We start from the raw sequence: 21812 nt of genomic DNA, 5'->3' as shown, positions 1-21812 counted from the left end.
TGAATTCGCCGTCTTTGGCTCAGACCCCGCCAAACCATGATGGCGGCGGCAAGTCCCCGCTGAAGAGCTGAAGGAAGACGAAGTGGCAGATCCGACCGAGCCCGCAAACGCCTCGCCCAGACCGCGCCTGCTCGCGCTCGACGCGGCCCGTGGCCTCGCGCTGATTGCCATGGCGACCTATCACTTCAGCTGGGATCTGGAATTCTTCGGCTATCTGGCGCCGGGAACATCGACACAGGGTTTCCTAAAGCTCTATGCCCGGATGATCGCGTCCAGCTTTCTCTTCCTGGCCGGCTTCAGCCTCGTGCTGGCCCACTATCCGAAGCTCAGACTGCAACCCTTCCTGCGACGGCTGGGCGTCATTGTCGCCGCTGCAGCTGCGATCTCCGTGGCCACCTACTGGTTCACACCCGACAGCTGGATCTTCTTCGGCATTCTGCATGCCATCGCCCTGTCGAGCCTGATCGGCATTCTCTTCCTGCGCGTGCCGCCGCTGTTGACGCTGGTGGCCGCAGGCATTGCGATCATGATGCCCGAGCTGCTGCGCTCGCCGGCCTTTGATGCGCCCTTGTTCTGGTTCCTCGGCCTTTCGGAAACCCTGCCGCGCTCGAATGACTATGTGCCGCTTCTCCCATGGATCGGCGCCCTGTTGTCCGGCATCGCGATCGCGCGCTTCCTGGTCGATCGGGACCGCCTTGGATGGATCGACGGCCTGCCGGCGGGACCCGGCTGGCTGCGCTGGGGCGGGCGCCATTCCCTGACGGTCTACCTGCTGCATCAACCGATCCTGATTGCCGGCCTCTACCTGTTCAGCCTGGTCGTGCCGCCACCCGCGGTCGATCCCGTCGCGCAGTATATCGGCACCTGCCAGGCCAGCTGCCTCGACCAGGGGAACGAGGCCGGGCTCTGCGAACGCTTCTGTGCCTGTACGCTGGAGCGGCTCCAGGCGGAAAGCCTGTTCGAACCACTCCAGTCCGGCGCAATCTTGGGCGATCAGGATCAACGCATACAGACGCTGGCGCAAGAGTGCACGTTGAGGAGCCAGTCAGCGCCGTAGGACCAAGTCTCGACGACAGGAGCCCATAGAATCGAGATTTGGCATAGGGGGAGTTCTTCAATGAATGCCTACCGTGCGAAGCCTCTGAGATATCCCTGGCCACCCCTGCTCTATTTCACGGGCATTCTGGCGGCGATCATTGCCGGCCGCATGGCGGCCCTTCAGCCGATACCGTCACCCCATCCCTATCTGCTGCCGGTGATCGGCTTCAGCATCGGCCTGATTGCGGTCAGCCTCGACATCTGGGCGGTGCGCACGCTGATGGAGCGCCAGACGCCGGTGCTCGACAGCGGCTGCGCCCGCCACCTCGTGACCTGCGGTCCCTTCCGCTTCAGTCGCAATCCGATCTATCTGGCCTACACCCTGTTCACGCTGGCGCTGGGCCTGATCTCCGGAAACAGCTGGTTTTTCGTCGCAGCACTCGTCTCGGTGACAGCGACGCGGCTGATCGCCATTCCGAGCGAGGAGCGGCATCTCGAAGCCCGCTTCGGCTTCGACTATGAGAGCTACCGCAAGCGGACTCGGCGCTGGATCTGATTCGGGTGGAGAACGGGCGTGGCGTCAGGTGCCGACGCCAATTTCGACCAGGCGGGTCAGACAGGCCTCTTCGGCCTGATCGAGTTCCGACAGTGTCTCGTCGATGTCGCGGCGCTTCTGGCGCAACTCGTCGCGCTTCTCGTCGATCTTCTTCATCATCAGCTTGAGCTGCCCGACTTCACCCGGCGGCTCCTTGTAGACATGCACGATTTCGCGGATTTCTGCGATCGTGAAGCCGATACGGCGACCACGCAGGATTTCCTGAAGGAAACGGCGGTCGGCAGCGCGGTAAAGACGCGTGCGGCCGCGACGTTCCGGATGCAGCAGCCCCTCATCCTCGTAGAACCTGAGGGTGCGCGTCGAAACACCGAATTCACGCGTGAGCTCTGTTATGCTATAGTATTTCTTCACGGTCATCCGATCCTGTAACGACCTCCATGATATTGACTTTTACGTACAAGTCAATTTTTCGAGGGCGATAGATCTCGCGGCGCATCCGCTCATGCCCATCATCTGTGCCGCCCGTCACATGAACCACCAGGTCGCAAGGCCGAGAAACGCGAAGAACCCGGTGATGTCGGTCACGGTGGTCACGAAGACGGCCGAGGAAACGGCGGGGTCCGCGCCCAGGCGGTCCAGCGACAGGGGAATGAGAATACCGGCGATCGCCGCAGCCATCATATTGATCAACATGGCCACCGCGATAATGCCGCCGATGTTCGGATCCTGAAACCAGAGCCCGGCCACCGCCCCGATCATCACGCCGAAAACCAGGCCGTTCAAAAGGCCGACCCCTGCCTCGCGGCGTACGACGCGAAAGGCGTTGTGGATATCGAGATTGCGGGTTGCGAGCGCCCGCACCGTCACCGTCATGGTCTGCGAACCGGCATTGCCGCCCATGCCGGCGACAATCGGCATCAACACGGCCAGCGCCACGATCTGCTCGATCGTCGCCTCGAAGAGGGAAATCACCGAGGCTGCCATGAAAGCTGTCACGAGATTGACCGCAAGCCAGGGCACGCGGGAGCGCGACGTCTCGATGACGCTGTCGGAAAGCTCTTCGTCGCCGACGCCGCCAAGACGAAGCAGGTCCTCTTCCGCCTCTTCCTGGATCACGTCGACCACGTCGTCGATCGTCAGCACGCCGACGAGCCGCTCGTTTTCGTCGACGACGGCGGCCGACAGAAGGTCATACTGTTCAAAGAGCTGGGCTGCCTCTTCCTGGTCCATCTCGGCGGGGATCGGATGGTTGGTCGGATGCATGATCGTCTCGATCTTCACCGCGCGTTTGGTGCGCAGAATGGCATCGAGATTGACGGCACCGAGCAGTTTGAAGGTCGGATCGATGACGAAGATCTGGGTGAAGCTCTCGGGCAGATCCTCCTCGTCGCGCATGTAGTCGATCGTTTGCCCGACCGTCCAGAAAGGCGGCACGGCGACGAACTCCGTCTGCATGCGACGGCCGGCCGAGCTCTCGGGATAATCGAGCGCGCGGCGCAACCGCACCCGCTCGGTGAATGGCAGCTGCGCGAGGATCTCCTCGCGGTCCTCGTCATCAAGGTCTTCGAGAATGTAGACGGCGTCGTCCGAATCGAGATCGCCGATCGCGGCAGCGATCTGCTCGTTCGGCATCTGATCGACGATCTGCATGCGGATCGCTTCATCGACCTCGGTCAGCGCCGTCATGTCGAAATCGTCGCCGAGAAGGCGGATCATCGCCAGACGCTGCTCGGGCTGGATCGCCTCGATCAGGTCACCGAGTTCCGATTCGTGCAGTTTGGCGACGTTCTGGCGCAGGAAGAGCACGTCACGATCGGCGATCGCCGCGCCCACCATCGTCAGGAAGTCGTGACGGACGGAGCCTTCCTCGTCATAGATGTCGTCGTGGAGCTCATCGGCCACCGGGCGGTCGAGGTGTTCATCATCGTTCTCAGTCATCTGAACCTCAACTCCTCGCACCATGCCGTGACGCCCCGGAGAATGGCGGCAAAAACCTTCAAGTCAACAAGCAGATAGCGGAAAATCGGCAGACCCTGTGCAAAGCCTCGTCCGGCCTGCTAGCCTGACCGCAACACAGCAGTTTGCCACCCGCCCCATGCTTCCAGACACGAGCCTATCATGACCCGCCTGACCATTTGCCGCTATCCGGATCCCGCCCTCAAGACACCGGCAGCCGCCGTAACCGAGTTCGGGCCCGACCTCGCCACCCTCGCCGATGATCTCTACGAAACGATGAAGGCCGCCCCTGGCATCGGTATTACCGCGGCGCATTGTGGCGTCTTAAAGAGACTGACCGTGATCGAGCTGCCGGAGCTGGGAGGCCGGCGGGACTATGTGAACCCCGAAATCATATGGTCGTCGCAAGAAACGATGAGCCATACGGAAGGCAGCGTCTCGATGCCGGGCATGACCGAGGAGGTGACGCGCCCGAAGGCAATCAGGGTGCGTTACCAGACGCTGGATGGCGCGGTCGTCGAGGAGGATCTCGAGGGTTTTGCCGCGATCTGCATACAGCACGAGATCGATCAGTTGGACGGCATCTTCTGGATCCAGCGCCTGTCGCGACTGAAGCGCGAGCGCCTGCTGAAGAAATGGGAAAAGACGGCGCGCTGACGGCAAACGCCGAACAAGGCGAGCGGCCCGGCATTATCCGTCAGGTCGGATGACGGGGAGCGCCCATGGCCATGGACGACCTCCACACCGAATTTTCCCGTGAGGATAGCGACGAGCTCGAATCCGATATTCAGCTCGCTCTTGAAGGTTTCGACGGCAGCCATATTCCTGAGGTGGGGATTGAGAGCGCCACAAGCGGCGGTCGCGCGCTACCGTGATCGAGTGGCGATCAGGCTTCCGGCGAATGCGGAGTTTGGCAAACAAGCAGGTCTTTGCTAGTCTGAACCCCATGAACATCCTCGAAACCATTAGTATCGACGTCTATCCCTGGGCTGTACCCACAGCGGAGCAGCGGGCGTGGTTTGACGCGCTGACGCCCGAGGAAAAGCGACGCACGATCCAGGCGGCGATCGAAGACGGTTTCGAAAGCGGTATTTCGGAGAAAACGGTCGACGACATCCTGGGACAGGCGCGGAGCGCGACGGGGTATGGGCTATAAGCTGACGCTGCGTGCGGAGCATGACCTGCAAGAAATCTACCGCTACACATTGGAGACGTTCAGCAAGGCGCAAGCCGAGAAATACCTTCGGGAGCTTGATGCCGTGTTCGTCCTCCTCAGCGAATATCCGAATATGGGCAGGCTGTATGACGGCGTCACCCATCAGTTCGTGCACGGAAAGCATATCATCTTGTATCGTGCACAGGCGCATCAGATCGTCATTGGCCGCCTGTTCCATGGAGCCCAGCGACCGAACAGAGACTAAGCACTGAGGACTGTCCAAGAATTCCGCGGAGAGCGGACCATGCCGTCAGCCATCCGGGCAACAAAAAAACCCGGCGCAAAGGCCGGGTTCTTTTTTGGTGCGGTCGAGAAGACTCGAACTTCCACGGGTTGCCCCACAGCGACCTCAACGCTGCGCGTCTACCAATTCCGCCACGACCGCATCGTGGTAGGCGCCGAATTGCTCCGGCGGGGCTGCATGTAGCAAAAGCATTCCGGGTCCACAAGCCCGCCATGACAGATTTTTGAAAATTCGTCACGGCCCGTGGAAAACCCCTCCGGACGGGGGTGGGCATGGCCCTTGAAACCCGGGCCTTTTCTTGCCAAATACACGGAAAACAAGGCTTTTCGCCAATCCACAGCCGAAGGCAGATTTCATGCTCCGCACCGAACTCGACCACGCCATGCATGCCCGCGAAGGCGCAAACCCGGTGCGCTGGCGAGTCTCTGACGGGCTCGTCGGCTATGAGGATGCAGTCGCCGAAATGGAGCGCCAGGTGGCCCTGATCGCCGACGGAAAGGCCGATGAGCTGGTCTGGCTGGTGGAACACCCTCCCCTCTATACGGCCGGCACCAGCGCCGATGCCAAGGACCTGATCGAACCCAACCGATTCCCTGTCTTTGCCACCGGTCGCGGCGGCGAATACACCTATCACGGGCCCGGCCAGCGGGTTGCCTATGTCATGCTCGACCTCAAGCGCCGCCGCCAGGATGTGCGCGCCTATGTGGCAGCGCTCGAGGAAGTGGTGATCCGCACGCTGGACAGCATGAACGTCAAGGGCGAGCGCCGTGAAGACCGGGTCGGTGTCTGGGTGCGCCGGCCGGAAAAGCCTGTTCTGCCCGATGGCACGATGAGCGAAGACAAGATTGCGGCACTGGGCATCCGCCTGCGCCGCTGGGTGAGTTTTCATGGTCTATCGATCAATGTCGATCCGGACCTTGGCCACTTCACCGGCATCGTGCCCTGCGGGATCTCGGCCTATGGCGTGACGAGCCTTGTCGACCTCGGGCTTCCCGTGATGATGGCCGATGTCGACATGCGGCTACGCGAAGCCTTCGAGGACGTGTTCGGCCCAACGGTGCAGGACTGTTGATCCGGTCGCGTCAGGCGCGGCCCATCACCGGCCCGTCCAAGTCGCCGGGTTCGGCGCCGCGTGCGTGGCGCGATTCGTAAACTTCGATCTGCCGTGCGATCGTCTCGATCAACCGCCCGCACTCCCGATGCGCATCCGTAAGGCGCTGCAGCTGGAGCTTCAGGGCTTCCAGCGGCACATCACCCGCTTCCAGCACCGGCCCGGAACCGACCCCTGTCATCAGCCACATGGGGGAAACACCGAGAATGCCCGCAAGGTCGATCAGGTTCGAGGGGCGCGGCTCCGAGCGATCAGCCTCCCAAGCCAGCAGGCTGTCACGCTTGACGCCGATCCGGTTGGCCACATCGGCAAGCGACAGGCCCGAGGCATCGCGCGCGGCGGAAAGGCGCCCTCCCAGCGTATCGTCGCTCGAATCGGTGATGCGGGGACTATGTCTGCGTGCGGGCATGCGCGCTCTCCTGATCGTTCAGATCCGCCGGGCATGGAGCCGGCGGAAGGGTCTATTCCGATCTCGTCCTGCTACATTAGCAACAACAGAGCTCCGGTATTTTTCTGCAGACGCCACCTATGGGTGCGAAACCGCCGTCTTTCCGAAACGGCAGGCACTGCTCAAACCTGTGTATAACGCGCGACCTGCCGGATGGTTCCCGCACGCGCAATCTTTCTCTTTTGCTTGATCGTGCCGGCGCGCCGTGCATGGTCAAGCAAGCCCCTGCCCCTGATCTGCATGCGAGTCTCGCCGCCATGAACGACACGTCCTCCAATCCCCTCCGTGGTATGGTCCTGATGGCTGGCTGCATGCTGGTGCTGCCGGTCATGGATGCCATCGCCAAATACATGGCGACGGTGGAAGGCATGTCGCCGGGTCAGGTCACCTTCTACCGCTTCTTCTTTCAGCTCGCCTCGGTCCTGCCGGTCCTGATTGCGCTGAACGGCATGGGGGCCTTTTCGGCCAAGCGGCCCTGGATGAACCTGCTTCGCGGCGCAATCCATGGCGCTGCCAGCCTGATGTTCTTCATGGCCGTCAAATACATGCCGCTGGCGGATGTGTTCGCCATCTATTTCGTCGAACCCTTCATCCTGACAGCAATGTCGGCGGTCTTCCTAAAGGAAAAGGTCGGCTGGCGCCGCTGGCTGGCGATTGCCGTCGGCTTCGGTGGCGCGATGATCGTCATCCAGCCCAGCTACGAAGTCTTCGGCCTCAAGGCATTGCTGCCGGTCGCCTGCGCCTTTCTCTACGCGCTCTACATGTTCCTGAACCGGGCGATCGGCGAGGCCGACACGCCGATGACCATGCAGACCATGGCCGGCATCGGCGGTACGCTGTTCATGGGCGCAGCCCTGCTTCTGGGAACATCAGCCGGACAAGCGGATTTCGAGATCTCGCTGCCGACATCGGGCCTGGGTCTCGGTCTCCTGATCCTGCTGGGGGGCATTTCGGGCTACATCCACCTGCTGGTCGTGCGCGCCTTTCGCATGGCAACCCTCTCGGTGCTGGCGCCTTTCCAGTATTTCGAGATCATCGCGGCGGTCGCGCTCGGCTATTTCCTCTTCGATGAGTTTCCGACGCCCTCGAAATGGCTCGGCATCCTGATCATCGTCGGCTCCGGGCTCTTCATCCTGTGGCGGGAACAGAGGCGGGCAGCGCCCAATCCCCAAATTGCAGAAGCCGGCTGAGCGCGCTGGGTGATCCTAAGCATTTTAACGGTTTCATCATGAGATTTCTAAGATCTATCGCCTAGGTTGAACTCTCAATCCATTTACTTGGGAGAGAGTTCTTGGCGACTCATGAGGCCGCAGTGTTTCTGGCTGCCGTCAATCTCGGCCTGCTTTGGCTGCTGATGGCAGCCCCATTGGGGCGCCGCACGATTCGCGTCAGCCGGCTGGTGCTTGAGCGGCCGGAAGAGGTCTGGAAGATTGCCCGTCCAGCCGGAAACCAGACAGCCTGGCATCCCAACGTGATCGCGGTAACACCCGTCGAGGGCAAGCCGGACCTGGTGGAATTCGCCTATCGCCATCTTGATCGGCATGGCCATCCGGCCCGTCGGACGATGATCGTTGATCGGACCGCGATGACGGCGACGGGAAGTTTTTCCTGCGATCTCAGGGTGATCGGCGACAGCACGCTCGACCCGTCATTCTGGGAAGGTTATCGGGAAAGCCGGAAGGTGGAGCGGGCACCCTTGGGAAGCAAGGTAACCTTCGAGCAGACGGACAATTATCGCGGCATTGCCTTCTACCTGTTCAGGCGCATGGCGCTTGCGCGCGAACTCGCATCGCTGCGCGATCACATCGAGGAGCGGCCAAGCTCCAGCCTCCTGCATTTCGAGCATCCGGGCTGGCAGACACTACTGGTCTTGCTCTCGACGCTGATGCTCTGGCCGTTCTTCAGTCTGACAGCGACCGGACTGATGATGTCGGTCTTTCTGACGCTCGTGATTCTGCTGTATGAACTGGGACACATGGTTGCGTACCGCGCCTTCGGCCATCAGAGTGTCCGTATGATCTTCGTGCCGTTGCTGGGAGGAATTGCCATTGGCGGCCGGCCCTATCACAGCCATTTTGAGGTCGCGACCTGCGCCTTGATGGGCGCCGGCTTCTCGGCCCTGCTGGTGCCAATCCTCATCGCCGCTCACCAATCTATCGCGGGGTTTCCGCACCCGGCAGGCATGGATGGCCCCATCCTGGTCTTTCTAGTCATCCTCGGAGCCTTCAATCTGCTGAACCTTCTGCCGACCTACCGTTTCGACGGCGGACAAGTTTTGCGTCAGGTCTTCGAGGGGCAGTATGCGCTCGGGATCGCCAGCTTCATGGTCAGTGGTGTGATCCTCTGGGTCGGCTGGCGGATCGGTCTTGCGCCACCCATTTTGGTCGGTGGTCTAGCGATCTTCATCCTGCTCAGCATGATCCGGACGAAATCGGTGAAACCACGCGAGGCGCTGCTGCCGATGAGTTCGCCGGAGCGTTTGATGACTGGTCTCGGCTATTACGCGGCACTCGCGATGCATGCGAACGCCGTGGTCTATGCCTGCGACCGCTTGTTCCTGTGATCCGGACTGCCAGGCATGCTTGACAGCAACCGGCCTTCGCGATCCAACTGCCGCATGGATACGAACAACCCTTCGCTCAATGCCGGCTATTTCGATGTGCCGGCAAACATGCTCGCCACCATCGTCACCTGTCTTGAGATGAAGGCGAAACCCGCCCTCAGACCCAATCCGCCGGCGGAAAGTCTCTCCGTCTCCCGATGGGAAAAGCCGTCGATCGCCGACTACCGCGCCCTCTATCGCCAGGTCGGCGAGGACTGGCTCTGGGTATCGCGTCTTGTGATGTCGGATGACGAACTGCGGGCGATCATCGAACATCCTGCCGTCGAAATCTATGCGATGATGCGCGACGGCGAAAAGCTCGGATTACTGGAACTCGACTTCCGCCAAGGCACAGAATGCGAGCTTGCCTTCTTCGGCCTGGACAAGAGCCTGATCGGATCGGGCGCTGGTCGGATCCTGATGAACGCTGCTATCGAAACGGCCTGGTCGAAGCCGATTGCGCGCTTCTGGGTTCACACCTGCCATCTCGATCATCCCGCAGCACTTGCCTTCTATCAGCGGTCCGGCTTTACGCCATACAAACGCATGATCGAACTCTTCGAAGACCCCCGGCTCAAAGGCGACCTGCGCGCCGATGCCGCGCCGCATTTCCCGGTGATCCGAGCCGAATAGACAAGAAAAATCAGACTTTTGATAAAATCCGGATCTGCTCTTGAGCCGGAAGGCGAAGGCGTGCCAAAGTCGCCGCCAACGATTTGTCAGGGAGAAAAACCATGGATGTTCGCGCCGCCGTCGCCACCCAGGCTGGAAAACCGCTCGAGGTCATGACCGTTCAACTCGAAGGCCCGCGCGCCGGAGAGGTGCTGATCGAGGTGAAGGCCACCGGCATCTGCCACACGGATGACTTCACGCTCTCGGGTGCCGATCCGGAAGGCCTGTTTCCGGCGATCCTCGGCCATGAGGGTGCGGGCATCGTCGTCGATGTCGGCCCGGGCGTGACTTCGGTCAAGAAGGGCGACCATGTCATTCCGCTCTACACGCCGGAATGCCGCGAATGCTATTCCTGCACCTCGCGCAAGACTAACCTGTGCACCTCGATCCGCGCCACGCAGGGCCAGGGTCTGATGCCGGATGGCACGAGCCGGTTTTCGATCGGCAAGGACAAGATCCACCACTACATGGGCTGCTCGACCTTCTCGAACTTCACGGTTCTGCCGGAGATTGCGGTTGCCAAGGTCAACCCCGACGCACCTTTCGACAAGATCTGCTACATCGGCTGCGGTGTCACGACCGGCATCGGCGCGGTCATCAACACCGCCAAGGTCGAGATCGGCTCGACGGCCATCGTCTTCGGCCTCGGCGGCATTGGTCTGAACGTGTTGCAGGGGCTGCGCCTGGCCGGCGCCGACATGATCATCGGTGTCGACATCAACCCGGACCGCAAGGCCTGGGGCGAGAAATTCGGCATGACGCATTTTGTCAATCCGAAGGAGGTCGGTGACGACATTGTGCCCTATCTCGTCAACCTGACCAAACGCGGCAACGACCTGATTGGCGGCGCGGACTACACCTTCGACTGCACCGGCAATACCAAGGTGATGCGCCAGGCTCTGGAAAGCTCGCATCGCGGCTGGGGCAAGTCCGTCATCATCGGCGTCGCCGGTGCCGGCCAGGAAATCTCCACCCGTCCGTTTCAGCTGGTCACCGGCCGCAACTGGATGGGCACCGCCTTTGGCGGCGCGCGCGGCCGCACCGACGTGCCGAAGATCGTCGACTGGTACATGGAGGGCAAGATCCAGATCGACCCGATGATCACCCACACTATGCCGCTCGAAGACATCAACAAGGGTTTCTACCTGATGCACAAGGGTGAATCGATCCGCGGCGTTGTGGTCTATTGATGTCTGTGCCTTACACTGTCGACGTGCGGAGGCTCGACGCGTTCTCCGCCGCCGACCTCTACGACATGCTGAAGCTGCGCGTCGACGTCTTCGTCGTCGAGCAGCATTGCCCCTATCCGGAACTCGACGGCAACGACAAGGACTGCCTGCATCTGCGGCTGCTGATGGATGGCGAATTGTTGGCCTGTGCAAGGCTCTGGCGTCCGACACCGGAGCATCATCCCCGCATCGGACGCGTCGCGGTGTCGCCAAACCATCGCGGCAAGCGGCTGGGGGACGCGCTGATGCGCGAGGCGATTGCGGAGGTGGAGAAACTCTATCCTGCAGAGCCGATCGAGATTTCGGCGCAGAGCCATCTGCAGAATTTCTACGGGTCACTGGGGTTTGAGGTGATCTCCGAGGAGTATCTGGAGGATGGGATTCCGCATGTGGACATGCTGCGGCGGGGATAAGGTCAGAAGTCAAAGTTTTCCGGGAGTTCTCTGGCCTGCAGCAGCCGGACAATGATACAATTAGGTTCCGTCAGTATCGGACAGGAGGCACAAGAATGCTCCAAAAATTCGAGAAGGAACTCAGCCCAGAAGAACTGGCAAACCTACCGGACGAAGACATCGACACGAGTGAAATTCCAGAGCTAGACGACGATTTCTGGAGCAACGCGGTCCTCCGGCAGGCAGAGGCGGGCGTGCGAAGCGGTCCAGCAACGCCGATGGAGAGTGCACAAGAACTGTTAGCGGCATTCCGGGAACGCCAATAGCGGAGGCTTTTTGGGCGTCTGCATCTTCCCCTTCCGCCGCTATCTGGCTATCTACCAGCCGCTCGATACCGCAGACGGGATCGAGCTGATCCGTCTCCTGCACGCGGCACGGGACTATCGCAAATTCTTTGACGACTGATCCGATGCCCGAAATCTATGTCGATGCCGATGCCTGTCCGGTGAAGCCGGAGATCCTGAAAGTCGCAGAGCGACATGATCTGCCGGTGACCTTTGTCGCCAATTCGGGGCTTCGCCCCTCCCGCGATCCGATGGTCAAGAATGTCATCGTCTCCGGCGCCTTCGATGCCGCCGATGACTGGATCGCCGAGCGTTGCGGCGAAGGCGATATCGTGGTCACCGCAGATGTGCCGCTTGCCGGTCGTTGCGTGGCCGCGGGCGCGCTCGTGACCGGGCCGACAGGCCGGATCTTCGACACGGCCAATATCGGCATGGCGACCGCGATGCGCGATCTTGGGGCACATCTTCGCGAGACCGGCGAGAGCAAGGGCTACAATGCCGCCTTTTCGCCGCGCGACCGCTCCGCCTTCCTCGAAACGCTTGACAGGCTCTGCCGCCGGATCAAGAAGTAGGCCTTAATTCAACGGGCACCAGGCGGCGCGACGCTTTGAAAAATCTGATGAATTCCGTACTGGATCACCGTTATCGCGCCTTCATGGTGGCGGGCGTGATTGCGCTGACAGCCCTGCCCTTTGTGGCGGTCTACGAACCCTCGGTGACGATCGAGTTGCCGGCGATCCTGTTCTTTGCTGCCTATCTGACACTGTCGTTTCTACGTCTCAGGCGCCTGACGCCGGCCTATCTGAAGCAGAGGGCGGATGCGGCGGACGCGCCGGCTTTCGTCATTCTCGGTGTCACCACCCTTGCAATCGTGGCCGCGATCGGCGCGCTGTTCCTGGCGCTGAACCGCGAACAGAAGGCAGGCGCACCGGAGCTTGCCCTGGCCGTGGCCGCCGTCGTGCTCGGCTGGCTGACGATCCACACCATGGCGGCGATGCACTACGCCCATGTCTACTGGCGCCCCTCCCGAGCGCATGAAAACGGCCGGCGCGGCGGGCTCGACTTTCCCAGCACGCCAGACCCCTGCGGCCATGACTTTCTATACTTCTCGCTGGTCATCGGCATGACGGCACAGACCTCGGACGTGGTGATCACCTCGACCGCGATGCGCAAACTGAACCTCCTGCATGCCACGATCTCCTACTTCTTCAACACCGTGCTGATCGCGGCCGCCGTCAACGCGGCCGTCTCTCTCGCCGGCTGAACCTCTGCAGACAAGGACCTGACCTTATGAACATCCTCTCCCAGAACACCGCCTTCGGCGGCATGCAGGGCGTCTTCTCGCACCAATCAGAAGCAACCGGCACCGAAATGACCTTCGCCGTCTTCGTTCCGCCCCAGGCGACAAGCGAAAAGCGGCCCGTGCTCTGGTATCTCTCAGGCCTGACCTGCACCCATGCCAATGTCATGGAAAAGGGCGAATACCGCCGCATGGCCGCCGAGCTCGGCCTGATCGTGGTGTGCCCGGATACGAGCCCGCGCGGCAATGACGTCGCCGACGAGCTGACCAACTGGAAGATGGGCAAGGGAGCGGGCATGTATCTGAATGCCACGGAAACGCCCTGGGCCGAGCATTACCAGATGTATTCCTACATCACGGAAGATCTCCCCAGCCTAATCGCCGAACAGTTCCGCGCCGACATGAGCCGCCAGGGCATTTTCGGCCATTCCATGGGCGGCCATGGCGCGATGACGATTGCGCTGAAGAACCCTGAGCGCTTCAAAAGCTGCTCGGCCTTTGCCCCGATCGTCAATCCGCTGACCGCCGACTGGACGCAGGATGCGTTTGAAAAGTACCTCGGCCCCGACCGCGCCAAGTGGCGCGAATACGACGCCTGCGCGCTGGTCGAGGACGGCGCCCGCTTCCCGGAATTTTTGATCGACCAGGGCAAGGCCGACAGCTTCCTGGAAACGGGTCTAGCGCCGTGGAAGTTCGAGGAAGCGATCAAGGGCACCGATATCGGCCTGACGCTCAGGATGCACGAGCGCTACGACCACTCCTACTACTTCATATCGACCTTCATGGAGGATCATCTGAAGTGGCATGCGGAACGACTGGGATGAGCTGTCGGTGAAATGCCGTCATGCTCGTCCTCGGGTTAAACCCGAGGATGTCCCGAGCATCCGCTACCGGTGAGGTGCCTGCAACGTCGGTAGATCCTCGGGACGAGCCCGAGGACAACGACCGGGTATGTCAGCGCGCCCCTCACCCCCGCCGATACACAAACCGCTCGAAATCCGCTGGTTTGCCGCGTCCCGTGATGTCGAAGCAGAACATGCCGGCAAAGGCGCCGGTGAAGGAGCCATGTTCGCCGAAGCCGCCTTCATCGGAGACGACGCCGGCGTCGAGGACGGGGCCGATGGCCTGCCATGCGCCTTCGCCTGCGACCCGCCAGAAGAATTGCAGGTCGTTGTCGGTGATCTCCATGGCGAGATCCACGGCACCCTCGGGGATCGACTGGCCCATGCCGATCGGGAAGGTCAACTTGCCGGAGGGATAATCGCCCGGGCAGGAGAGGATGATCAGCGAACGGCCAAGTTTTTCGTCCGTGGAGATGCCGAGCGCGTGGAACTTGTAGCGGTTGTAGTAATGCGTCAGGCCTGCGACCTGTTGGTAAGTGTCGGGCGAGAATTCGAGACGGGTTTCGGCGCGGAAGCGGTGATGCTCCTGGCGGCGGGCGACCAGCGACTGTTCGAACCAGGAGCCGATGCTTTCCCGGCCAAAGAGGCGCAAGCGCCCTGCCCGCTCGCTCAGGCTGAACAGGCGTTCGGGATGCGGCGTGCGCAGCCACTGGAATTCGGATGGTAAGTCGGGGCTATCGAAGGTCCTGACGATCTCGACGGGTTCCTCGCGCTTCACCGCACCAGTAGGCGCCGGAACCTCGACGGCTGGCACGACGCCGCCCTGTTCGAGATAGAGCCAGCCATCGTCCTTCCAGACGCATTTCTGCAAGCCGGTTTCGCGACCGAGCGTGCAGCGGCGCTTCGGGGCCATGGGGCGGCCGCAGAGATGGGTGTGGTAGACCTGGCCGTCAGGCGTCTCGACATATTGGCCGTGGCCGGCGCGTTGCAGCTCCGCCTCCGGGTTGTCCTTTGAGGTTATGAGATGCGTGTTCGGATGCATCTCGTAGGGGCCGTCGATCGAGCGGGAGCGCGCCATGGTCACGACATGGTCGTAGCCGGTGCCGCCCTCGGCGGTCGTCAGGTAATACCAGCCATTGCGCTTGAAGAGATGCGGACCTTCGACCAGGCCCTGTTGGCTGCCCTCGAAGATGTTCCTGATCGGGCCGATGAGCTTTTGCGTCTTGGGGTCCCATTCCTGCAGCAGGATGCCGTCGAACTTGGCATGGCCGATGGTGTTGCGCGCCTCGGGACGATGGTTCCACTGCATGTTGAGGAACCATTTGCGACCGTCGTCATCATGAAAGAGCGAGGGGTCGAAGCCGGAGGAATTAACATAGATGGGGTCTGACCAGGGGCCTTCTATGGACGGTGCCGTGACGATGTAGTTATGCGCGTCCTTGAACGAGCCTTCGAAGCGTTTGACGTCGGTATAGACGAGCCAGAAAAGACCGTCAGCATAGGAGAGACACGGCGCCCAGACGCCGCCGCTGTCGGGATTGCCGCGCATGTCGAGTTGGCTGGCGCGGGTGAGCGGGCGGGTGACGAGGTCCCAGTTCACGAGATCGCGCGAATGGTGGATCTGCACGCCGGGATACCATTCGAAGGTGGAGGTGGCGATGTAATAGTCCTCGCCCACACGGCAGATCGAGGGGTCCGGGTTGAAACCCGGCAGGATGGGGTTGATGATCATGGCGTCTCTCCAAACGATGCGCGAGGCTACCCCCCTCTGGCCTGCCGGCCATCTCCCCCTCAAGGGGGGAGATCGATCCCGCGAGCACTACCTATGCCGCCCCATAGCTTGAGGTGACTTTCAGGTTTTCCAGCAATCTCCCCCCTTGAGGGGGAGATGTCGGCGTAGCGGACAGAGGGGGGGTATCCCCAGTTTCACTTCTATTCCCCAGCGGGACTTCTCCCCCGCAAAGGGGAGATACGTCTCAGGCCGCTGTACCCACCTCCCCCTTGAGGGGGGAGGGCGCCGCGAAGCGGCGGGTGGGGGTGAACCCTGCGAGTTTGGCATCTCCGTTCGACGAAAACGCCTGCACGTCACCCCACCCCGGAGCTTTGCTCCGACCCTCCCCCTAAAGGGGAGGGTGTTTCTTTATTTCTTCTTCCTGGGCGGGCCCTTGCGCTCGGCAGAGGCGGCCCAGATGTTGATGTCGGCGTCCTTGGCGAAGACGTCGATTTCGGCCAACTCTTCCGCCGTGAAATCGGGCGTCTCGATTGCCTTGACGCAGTCCTCGACCTGGGAAGGCTTGGATGCACCGATCAGCGCCGTGGTGATGCGTTTGCCGCGCAGCACCCAGGCAAGCGCCATCTGCGCCAGCGTCTGGCCGCGCTTTTCGGCGATGCGGTTGAGGCCGCGGATGTTTTCAAGGTTGCGCTCGTTGAGGAAGCCCGGATCGAGCGACTTGTCCTGTGTGGCGCGGGTGCCTTCGGGAATGCCGTTCAGGTATTTCGACGTCAGCATGCCCTGCGCGAGCGGCGAGAAGACGATCGAGCCGACGCCGAGTTCTTCCAGAGTGTCGATCAGCCCGTCTTCCTCGATCCAGCGATTGATCATTGAATAGCTGGGCTGGTGAATGAGGAGCGGCGTGCCCAGGCTCTTGAGGATCTCGTAGGCTTCGCGGCTGCGCTTCGAATTGTAGGAGGAAATACCGACATATTGCGCCCTGCCCGACCGCACGATGTGGTCGAGCGCGCCGCAGGTTTCCTCAAGCGGCGTGTCGGGATCGAAGCGGTGCGAATAGAAGATGTCGACATAGTCGAGGCCCAGGCGCTTCAGGCTCTGATCGCAGGAGGCGATCAGATATTTACGGCTACCCCATTCGCCGTAGGGACCGGGCCACATGTTGTAACCGGCCTTGGACGAGATGATCAGCTCGTCGCGATAACCCCGAAAATCGGTGCGCAGGATTTCGCCGAAGGCTTCTTCAGCTGTGCCGGCCGGTGGTCCGTAATTGTTGGCGAGGTCGAAATGGGTGATGCCGAGGTCGAACGCGGTACGGCAGATCGCCCGCTTCATCGCATGCGGCGTGTCCTGGCCGAAATTGTGCCAGAGGCCGAGCGAGATCGCCGGCAGCTTCAGCCCGCTCTTGCCGCAGCGATTATAGGTCATCCGCTCATAGCGGTTTTCGGCGGGGGTATAGGTCATGGGTGGTTCTCTCCCGGATGCAGACGCTTCATGCTTGCCCCTCATCCCCCTGCCGGGACCTTCTCCCCGCTGGCGGGGAGAAGGGGGCAAGACGCCGGTCTCACCGGCCTTCTCCCCGTTCACGGGGAGAAGGTGGCGGCAGCCGGATGAGGGGTCAAGACACACCTTATCTAAGCAGAGCCTGCGCTTCGTCGATACCCAGAGCCGCCGGTTGGGTGCAGGTTGTCGACAATGTCACGAATTCGCCCGTCTCGCCCGACTTGAGGATCGAGACCATGACATCGACGCCGTGGAGGGTGCGGTCCAGCGAGCAGCGGGCATCGCGGCCTTCGAGGATGGCGACCGCCATGTCGGCGAGGCCGGCCGTGCGGTAGTTGGCGCGCGGCCCCTGCGGGCTTTCCTGATTGTTGCGACCGAAGGGGTGATCCCAGGCTTCGAGCGGCTGGATGTCCTTGTTGCGGCCGGAGGCTTCGACGACACCGCCGAAGAAATTCGGGTCGGGCACGTAGAGCGAGCCTTCGGTGCCGTAGAGTTCCATATTTGCGTGGCGGTGGCTCCAGACATCCCAGCTGGCCGACAGCGTGATCGTCGCACCGTTCTGGAATTCCAGAAGCGCATGGATGTTGGTGGGGGTCTTGACCGGGATCACCTCGCCACTGCGCGGCTGGCTGGTGATCGTGCGGGTCTCATTCGCCATCGAGGTGAGCGCTGCAACGCGCCTTACCGGGCCGATCAGGTTGATCAGGTTGGCGATGTAATAGGGGCCGAGGTCGAGAACGGGACCGCCGCCGGGCAGGAAGAAGAAATCCGGGTTCGGATGCCACATCTCCATGCCGGGGCTCATCACATGGCAGGTACCGGAGGTGACGCGGCCAATGCCGCCCTTATCGATATAGGCACGCGCCAGCTGATGCGCACCGCCAAGGAAGGTGTCGGGCGCGCAGCCGACCGACAGGCCCTTGGCCTTGGCAATCGCCCGCAGGTCCTCGCCCTGTTCGAGCGACAAAACCAGCGGCTTTTCCGAATAGACGTGTTTGCCGGCCTCCAGAATGCGCTTGGAGACCGGATAATGCGCGTCCGGGATCGTCAGATTGACGACGATATCGACCTCGGGATTGGCGAGGAGCTCATCGATGGTCTGGGCCTTGACGCCGTATTCCGCAGCACGGGCTTCCGCCGCTGAGGGATTGATATCAGCGCAGGCGACGACCTTCAGGCCGCGAAACAGCGGCGCGAGTGAAAAATAGGTGGTGGAGATATTGCCGCATCCGATGATGCCGACGCCGAGTTCGCGTGCCATGGGAAATGTCCTGCTTGCTGCGAGTGGTTCAATAGGTCTTGAAGGAGGCGATCGAGCGGGTGATCAGCCGGTCAATGTCCTTGGGATTGTCGTGCTCCACGACGAAATGCTTGACGCGGGTGCCCTTCAGCGCCGCAACCAGGCCCTTCCAGTCGACGGTGCCATGGCCGACATCGGCCCAACCGTCTTCATCCGCGTTCTCGCCTGCCGGTGCGATGTCCTTGACGTGGACGGCGCTGATGCGCTTGCCGTAGCTTTCGATCCAGGCGAAGGGATCGGCCTTGCCTCTGATAACCCAGGCGATGTCGGCTTCCCAGTCGAGTTCGGGGCCGCCGGCAAGGATCTGTTCCTGCGGCGTCGATCCGTCCGGCAAGGCTGCGAATTCGAAGTCGTGATTGTGCCAACCGAAGACCAGACCGGCATCGCGCAGCGGCTTGCCGGCGGCCTGCAGCCGCTGGCCGAAGGCGAACCAGCCGGCCGCATCCGAGGGACGCTGGTCGGGCATCAGATAGGGGCAATAGACCGCCTCGATGCCGAGCGTTTTTGCGATCTTGATGACACGGGCCGGGTCGTTCTCGATCATGTCGAGGCCGAAATGCGCGGTCGGCATGGTCAAGTGGTTCTGGTCGAGCTCCTTGCGGAAAGCATCCAGCTCGCCATCGGCGAGTGACGCGTAGAGGGCGCCATAACCCTCAACTTCGCCGTAACCGGCAGCCTTGAGCTTCGGATAAATGCCGCTGAAGGGCTGGAAGTTACGGGCGCTGTAAAGCTGGAAGCCGAGTTTGGTCATGGGCGTAGTCTCCTCCTCGTTTTCCCTGGATCGGGGGCCCAGGGCCTTGTTTGTGTCGCCTGTCAGTCCACCGATTGGCAGGTGTAGAGATCGTAGATACGGAAGTCCGGCACGGTATCGGCGGGCAGAGCGGTGTCCGGCGTGAAAATGATCCGTCGGCTTTCGCCGGCCGAAAGGTCGAAGGCGTTGTCGGAGTAGCGCCCGGGGGTTGCGCTTTCGAGCATGACAAAGAGGGCAAGGCCTCTGGCCGCGACCGTCACCTCGAACGCACCATCGCCGGTCGGCGTGACCGATGTTTCGAGGCGCGAGGGCTCAAGATCGAGCGCCTTGTAGGTGCCGTTGAGGAAATGCCCCTCCCCGCTCATGCCATTCGAGGCGATGAAGCTCCAGGCGAGCAGACCGTCGGCCGGGATCTCGCTGGCATCCAGCGTGACGAGCAGGTCGGCGGCATCCGGGCCGCAATCGCCCTGCACGCTTTTCAGCGGAATGCGATCACCCGACAGAGTCAGCATGAAGAGATTGGCGTCGATGGTGACGGTATCGAGCGTGTCGTTGACCATCGACAGCGCAATGGTGCTGCCGTCTTCGGACGGTATGGCGGCGACCGCGACCGGCTGGAAGAAGCGGCGCACCATGTAATGCATCGCCTTCCAGTTGCCGCCGTAATCGAGGCTGGACCAGGAGGCGACCGGCCAGGTGTCGTTGAGCTGCCAGTAGATCGTGCCCATGCAATGGGGTTTCAGCGAGCGCCAGTATTCGACGGCGGTCTTGATGGCGAGGCCCTGCTGGATCTGGCTCAGATAGACGAAATTGGCAAAATCCTTCGGAAAACGGAAATAGCGGAACATCGTGCCCGCGATCCGCTCGTTGCCGCCCGCATTCTTCTGATGCAGCTCGATCACAGGCGACGCGATATTCATGTCGCTCTTGTCGGCAAATGTCTCGATGACCGGCAGCGAGGTATAGGACTGGAACCCGAATTCCGAACAGAAGCGCGGTTTGACAGTCCGGTAATTATCGAAACTCTTGTTCTCGTGCCAGACCGACCAATAGTGCATGTCGCCGGAGCCATCGGCATGCCAGGCGTCGCCATAGTCGAGATAGCCCGAGGCCGGGCTCGACGGCCACCAGATGCCTTGCGGGAATGCGCGTTTGACGCCCTGCTCGATGGTCCGGTTGAGGCGGTCATAGGCGACGAGATAGCGGTCGCGGTTGGCAATCGACTCCGGGAACCAGGTGAGCGCGCCGACCAGTTCGTTGTCACCGCACCAGAGGACGACCGAGGCGTGGCTCGAGAGCCGCCGGACCTGGTAGTCGACCTCGTGGGCGACGTTGTCGAGGAAGTCCTCGGTGCAGGGGTAGAGATTGCAGGAGAACATGAAATCCTGCCAGACCATCAGGCCCAGCCGGTCGCAGAGGTCGTAGAACCAGTCCGGCTCGTAGAAGCCACCGCCCCAGACTCGGATCATGTTCATGTGGGCTGCGACCGCCGAATTCAGAAGATCGGTGGTCTTCTCCTCCGAGGAGCGGGTGAACAATGCATCCGCCGGGATCCAGTTGGCGCCGCGGCAGAAGATCTCGCGGCCATTGACCTTGAGCGCAAAGCGGCTGCCGGCGGCATCCGAGTCGGTCAGCAGTTCGACGGTGCGCAGGCCGATCTGGCGGGTGACGGTCTCGGTCGGCAGGTCGACGGACAGCGCATAAAGCGCCTGATCGCCGGACCCCGCCGGCCACCAGAGACGCGGGTTTTCCACTTCGAAGACATGGACAATCTTGGTTTCACCAGCAGAAATGCCGACATCAAGCCGCACGCGTTCTCCATCGAGCGAGAAATGCACAGGCACGACGGCGGGCTCGACAGAATGGATGGTAGCGGTAACCTTGAGCTCGACGCGACCATCGGCATGGTGGAGTTGTTCGGTCTCGACATGCTCGATGCGCGCCGGGTCGAGTTTCCTCAGCGACAGCGTGCCGTAGATCCCGAGCGGCGCAATGGCGATGTTCCAGTCCCAGCCGAAATGGCATTGCGGCTTGCGCAGCATATTGCCATGCGGAAGCGGCGAATTGCCCTTGTGATAGGGCACATAGAAGGGTTGCCGTGCCTGGCGCTCAGCGCCCGCCGTCAGGCTCGAATGAAAGACGATACGAACGGTGTTCTCACCCGGCTGAAGCGCATGGCTGACATCGGGGCGATAGCGGCGGAAGCAGTTGTCGGCGGAGAGCACCGGCACGCCATTGACGAAGACCACGGCAACCGTGTCGAGATAGTCGATGTCGAGATACCAGCTGCCGGAGATATCCGGGATGACAAAGCTGCGCTCGACCGCCCAGTCGCGCTCGGCGACCCATTGCACGACCTCCTCGTTGCGACCGAAATACGGATCCGGCATCAGGCCTGCTGCATAGAGGGCGGAGTGCACGTCGCCGGGCAGCGCGATGGCTTCCTGGTGCTCGCCATCGACGGAAGAGAGGCGCCATTCGCCGTGAAGATCGATGACGCCGCTATCAGCACTCTGGTTCATGACATCAGTCCTGCAGAAGAAAAAATGCGCCCCGGTCACAGTCCGGGACGCGAGGGG

The 21812-nt window shown here is 61.7% G+C and carries 25 protein-coding genes and 1 tRNA gene; 17 read left to right on the top strand and 9 right to left on the bottom strand.

Features of this window, described 5'->3' with window-relative positions:
* The first annotated feature begins 82 nt into the window (after positions 1-82).
* Together AC1PUL_RS07090 and AC1PUL_RS07085 are read left to right on the top strand one after the other, a co-directional pair.
* The gene (locus tag AC1PUL_RS07090; RefSeq protein ID WP_480467475.1) at positions 83-1057 is read left to right on the top strand and encodes a heparan-alpha-glucosaminide N-acetyltransferase; all 975 of its coding nucleotides are present in this window, start codon (positions 83-85) and stop codon (positions 1055-1057) included.
* Positions 1058-1117: 60 nt separating this feature from the next.
* Complete coding sequence (locus AC1PUL_RS07085) at positions 1118-1594, top strand: methyltransferase family protein (RefSeq protein WP_480467473.1); 477 nt, start codon at positions 1118-1120, stop codon at positions 1592-1594.
* A gap of 24 nt (positions 1595-1618) precedes the next feature.
* On the opposite strand, the gene AC1PUL_RS07080 is transcribed toward AC1PUL_RS07085, so the two are convergent.
* On the bottom strand, positions 1619-2011 hold the full coding sequence (locus AC1PUL_RS07080) for a MerR family transcriptional regulator (RefSeq protein ID WP_298467601.1): 393 nt from the start codon (positions 2009-2011) through the stop codon (positions 1619-1621).
* Between the two features lie 108 nt (positions 2012-2119).
* Positions 2120-3532, bottom strand: a complete 1413-nt coding sequence (mgtE, locus tag AC1PUL_RS07075) for a magnesium transporter (RefSeq protein ID WP_480467471.1) — start codon at positions 3530-3532, stop codon at positions 2120-2122.
* A gap of 180 nt (positions 3533-3712) precedes the next feature.
* Between mgtE and AC1PUL_RS07070 the strand changes: the two genes are divergently transcribed.
* The 4 genes from AC1PUL_RS07070 to AC1PUL_RS07055 all read left to right on the top strand — a co-directional run bounded on the left by AC1PUL_RS07070 (position 3713) and on the right by AC1PUL_RS07055 (position 4971).
* Positions 3713-4207, top strand: coding sequence for a peptide deformylase (locus AC1PUL_RS07070; RefSeq protein ID WP_480467469.1), 495 nt, complete (start codon positions 3713-3715; stop codon positions 4205-4207).
* Positions 4208-4272: 65 nt separating this feature from the next.
* On the top strand, positions 4273-4425 hold the full coding sequence (locus tag AC1PUL_RS07065; RefSeq protein ID WP_480467468.1) for a hypothetical protein: 153 nt from the start codon (positions 4273-4275) through the stop codon (positions 4423-4425).
* A gap of 35 nt (positions 4426-4460) precedes the next feature.
* Positions 4461-4706 (top strand): hypothetical protein, encoded by a 246-nt coding sequence (locus AC1PUL_RS07060; protein WP_480467467.1) that lies wholly within the window; start codon positions 4461-4463, stop codon positions 4704-4706.
* Positions 4696-4971 carry a type II toxin-antitoxin system RelE/ParE family toxin gene (locus AC1PUL_RS07055; protein ID WP_480467465.1) on the top strand — a complete coding sequence of 92 codons (276 nt, stop codon included), beginning with the start codon at positions 4696-4698 and terminating at the stop codon, positions 4969-4971. The genes AC1PUL_RS07060 and AC1PUL_RS07055 overlap by 11 nt, the downstream gene beginning before the upstream one ends.
* A 95-nt stretch (positions 4972-5066) precedes the next feature.
* Here AC1PUL_RS07055 and AC1PUL_RS07050 read toward each other — a convergent pair.
* A tRNA-Leu gene (locus AC1PUL_RS07050) sits at positions 5067-5151 on the bottom strand.
* 214 nt (positions 5152-5365) lie between these two features.
* Here AC1PUL_RS07050 and lipB point away from each other — a divergent pair.
* Positions 5366-6082 carry a lipoyl(octanoyl) transferase LipB gene (gene lipB, locus AC1PUL_RS07045; RefSeq protein WP_298467609.1) on the top strand — a complete coding sequence of 239 codons (717 nt, stop codon included), beginning with the start codon at positions 5366-5368 and terminating at the stop codon, positions 6080-6082.
* 10 nt (positions 6083-6092) lie between these two features.
* Here the strand turns inward: lipB and AC1PUL_RS07040 are convergent, their stop codons facing one another.
* On the bottom strand, positions 6093-6530 hold the full coding sequence (locus AC1PUL_RS07040; RefSeq protein ID WP_480467463.1) for a helix-turn-helix domain-containing protein: 438 nt from the start codon (positions 6528-6530) through the stop codon (positions 6093-6095).
* A gap of 296 nt (positions 6531-6826) precedes the next feature.
* On the opposite strand from AC1PUL_RS07040, the gene AC1PUL_RS07035 reads away from it, so the two are divergent.
* The 10 genes from AC1PUL_RS07035 to fghA all read left to right on the top strand — a co-directional run bounded on the left by AC1PUL_RS07035 (position 6827) and on the right by fghA (position 13932).
* Positions 6827-7759 (top strand): DMT family transporter, encoded by a 933-nt coding sequence (locus AC1PUL_RS07035; protein WP_480468523.1) that lies wholly within the window; start codon positions 6827-6829, stop codon positions 7757-7759.
* A gap of 101 nt (positions 7760-7860) precedes the next feature.
* Positions 7861-9132 (top strand): zinc metalloprotease, encoded by a 1272-nt coding sequence (locus AC1PUL_RS07030; protein WP_480467461.1) that lies wholly within the window; start codon positions 7861-7863, stop codon positions 9130-9132.
* A gap of 15 nt (positions 9133-9147) precedes the next feature.
* The gene (locus AC1PUL_RS07025) at positions 9148-9804 is read left to right on the top strand and encodes a GNAT family N-acetyltransferase (protein ID WP_480467459.1); all 657 of its coding nucleotides are present in this window, start codon (positions 9148-9150) and stop codon (positions 9802-9804) included.
* Between the two features lie 101 nt (positions 9805-9905).
* Positions 9906-11033: an S-(hydroxymethyl)glutathione dehydrogenase/class III alcohol dehydrogenase gene (locus tag AC1PUL_RS07020; RefSeq protein ID WP_480467457.1), complete on the top strand. Its 1128-nt coding sequence runs from the start codon at positions 9906-9908 to the stop codon at positions 11031-11033.
* Positions 11030-11485: a GNAT family N-acetyltransferase gene (locus AC1PUL_RS07015; protein ID WP_480467455.1), complete on the top strand. Its 456-nt coding sequence runs from the start codon at positions 11030-11032 to the stop codon at positions 11483-11485. Before AC1PUL_RS07020 ends, AC1PUL_RS07015 begins: the two co-directional genes overlap by 4 nt.
* Before the next feature lie 95 nt (positions 11486-11580).
* Complete coding sequence (locus AC1PUL_RS07010; protein WP_480467454.1) at positions 11581-11790, top strand: hypothetical protein; 210 nt, start codon at positions 11581-11583, stop codon at positions 11788-11790.
* A gap of 10 nt (positions 11791-11800) precedes the next feature.
* Complete coding sequence (locus tag AC1PUL_RS07005) at positions 11801-11929, top strand: hypothetical protein (protein ID WP_480467453.1); 129 nt, start codon at positions 11801-11803, stop codon at positions 11927-11929.
* A gap of 4 nt (positions 11930-11933) precedes the next feature.
* A complete protein-coding gene (locus AC1PUL_RS07000) occupies positions 11934-12380 on the top strand; it encodes a YaiI/YqxD family protein (protein ID WP_140827743.1) in 447 nt (148 codons plus the stop codon).
* A 47-nt stretch (positions 12381-12427) separates the two neighbouring features.
* Positions 12428-13072 (top strand): DUF1345 domain-containing protein, encoded by a 645-nt coding sequence (locus AC1PUL_RS06995; RefSeq protein ID WP_480467452.1) that lies wholly within the window; start codon positions 12428-12430, stop codon positions 13070-13072.
* 26 nt (positions 13073-13098) lie between these two features.
* Positions 13099-13932 carry an S-formylglutathione hydrolase gene (gene fghA, locus AC1PUL_RS06990; protein ID WP_480467450.1) on the top strand — a complete coding sequence of 278 codons (834 nt, stop codon included), beginning with the start codon at positions 13099-13101 and terminating at the stop codon, positions 13930-13932.
* A 142-nt stretch (positions 13933-14074) separates the two neighbouring features.
* Here the strand turns inward: fghA and AC1PUL_RS06985 are convergent, their stop codons facing one another.
* The 5 genes from AC1PUL_RS06985 to AC1PUL_RS06965 all read right to left on the bottom strand — a co-directional run bounded on the left by AC1PUL_RS06985 (position 14075) and on the right by AC1PUL_RS06965 (position 21755).
* On the bottom strand, positions 14075-15682 hold the full coding sequence (locus tag AC1PUL_RS06985) for a glycoside hydrolase family 43 protein (RefSeq protein ID WP_480467448.1): 1608 nt from the start codon (positions 15680-15682) through the stop codon (positions 14075-14077).
* A 408-nt stretch (positions 15683-16090) separates the two neighbouring features.
* On the bottom strand, positions 16091-17143 hold the full coding sequence (gene mgrA / locus AC1PUL_RS06980) for an L-glyceraldehyde 3-phosphate reductase (protein ID WP_480467447.1): 1053 nt from the start codon (positions 17141-17143) through the stop codon (positions 16091-16093).
* A 166-nt stretch (positions 17144-17309) separates the two neighbouring features.
* Positions 17310-18443: a Gfo/Idh/MocA family protein gene (locus AC1PUL_RS06975; RefSeq protein WP_480467445.1), complete on the bottom strand. Its 1134-nt coding sequence runs from the start codon at positions 18441-18443 to the stop codon at positions 17310-17312.
* 28 nt (positions 18444-18471) lie between these two features.
* Positions 18472-19233 (bottom strand): sugar phosphate isomerase/epimerase family protein, encoded by a 762-nt coding sequence (locus AC1PUL_RS06970; RefSeq protein ID WP_480467444.1) that lies wholly within the window; start codon positions 19231-19233, stop codon positions 18472-18474.
* A gap of 62 nt (positions 19234-19295) precedes the next feature.
* On the bottom strand, positions 19296-21755 hold the full coding sequence (locus AC1PUL_RS06965) for a beta-mannosidase (RefSeq protein ID WP_480467442.1): 2460 nt from the start codon (positions 21753-21755) through the stop codon (positions 19296-19298).
* Between the last annotated feature and the right edge of the window lie 57 nt (positions 21756-21812).

Source organism: Rhizobium sp. P43 (genome assembly GCF_056730705.1).
Note: the sequence above shows the minus strand (reverse complement) of the source record. Positions and strands in the feature narration are given on the sequence as shown.

What these genes read in the sequence shown, in the direction of transcription:
- AC1PUL_RS07020 (WP_480467457.1), top strand. Translation starts at nt 9,906, where the DNA reads ATGGATGTTCGCGCCGCCGTCGCCACCCAGGCTGGAAAACCGCTCGAG.
- AC1PUL_RS07040 (WP_480467463.1), bottom strand. Translation starts at nt 6,530, where the DNA reads ATGCCCGCACGCAGACATAGTCCCCGCATCACCGATTCGAGCGACGAT.
- AC1PUL_RS07080 (WP_298467601.1), bottom strand. Translation starts at nt 2,011, where the DNA reads ATGACCGTGAAGAAATACTATAGCATAACAGAGCTCACGCGTGAATTC.
- AC1PUL_RS07065 (WP_480467468.1), top strand. Translation starts at nt 4,273, where the DNA reads ATGGCCATGGACGACCTCCACACCGAATTTTCCCGTGAGGATAGCGAC.
- AC1PUL_RS06965 (WP_480467442.1), bottom strand. Translation starts at nt 21,755, where the DNA reads ATGAACCAGAGTGCTGATAGCGGCGTCATCGATCTTCACGGCGAATGG.
- lipB (WP_298467609.1), top strand. Translation starts at nt 5,366, where the DNA reads ATGCTCCGCACCGAACTCGACCACGCCATGCATGCCCGCGAAGGCGCA.
- AC1PUL_RS07070 (WP_480467469.1), top strand. Translation starts at nt 3,713, where the DNA reads ATGACCCGCCTGACCATTTGCCGCTATCCGGATCCCGCCCTCAAGACA.
- AC1PUL_RS06995 (WP_480467452.1), top strand. Translation starts at nt 12,428, where the DNA reads ATGAATTCCGTACTGGATCACCGTTATCGCGCCTTCATGGTGGCGGGC.
- AC1PUL_RS07025 (WP_480467459.1), top strand. Translation starts at nt 9,148, where the DNA reads ATGCTTGACAGCAACCGGCCTTCGCGATCCAACTGCCGCATGGATACG.
- AC1PUL_RS07010 (WP_480467454.1), top strand. Translation starts at nt 11,581, where the DNA reads ATGCTCCAAAAATTCGAGAAGGAACTCAGCCCAGAAGAACTGGCAAAC.
- mgrA (WP_480467447.1), bottom strand. Translation starts at nt 17,143, where the DNA reads ATGACCTATACCCCCGCCGAAAACCGCTATGAGCGGATGACCTATAAT.
- AC1PUL_RS07055 (WP_480467465.1), top strand. Translation starts at nt 4,696, where the DNA reads ATGGGCTATAAGCTGACGCTGCGTGCGGAGCATGACCTGCAAGAAATC.
- AC1PUL_RS06970 (WP_480467444.1), bottom strand. Translation starts at nt 19,233, where the DNA reads ATGACCAAACTCGGCTTCCAGCTTTACAGCGCCCGTAACTTCCAGCCC.
- AC1PUL_RS07000 (WP_140827743.1), top strand. Translation starts at nt 11,934, where the DNA reads ATGCCCGAAATCTATGTCGATGCCGATGCCTGTCCGGTGAAGCCGGAG.
- AC1PUL_RS06975 (WP_480467445.1), bottom strand. Translation starts at nt 18,443, where the DNA reads ATGGCACGCGAACTCGGCGTCGGCATCATCGGATGCGGCAATATCTCC.
- AC1PUL_RS07035 (WP_480468523.1), top strand. Translation starts at nt 6,827, where the DNA reads ATGAACGACACGTCCTCCAATCCCCTCCGTGGTATGGTCCTGATGGCT.
- AC1PUL_RS07085 (WP_480467473.1), top strand. Translation starts at nt 1,118, where the DNA reads ATGAATGCCTACCGTGCGAAGCCTCTGAGATATCCCTGGCCACCCCTG.
- mgtE (WP_480467471.1), bottom strand. Translation starts at nt 3,532, where the DNA reads ATGACTGAGAACGATGATGAACACCTCGACCGCCCGGTGGCCGATGAG.
- AC1PUL_RS06985 (WP_480467448.1), bottom strand. Translation starts at nt 15,682, where the DNA reads ATGATCATCAACCCCATCCTGCCGGGTTTCAACCCGGACCCCTCGATC.
- fghA (WP_480467450.1), top strand. Translation starts at nt 13,099, where the DNA reads ATGAACATCCTCTCCCAGAACACCGCCTTCGGCGGCATGCAGGGCGTC.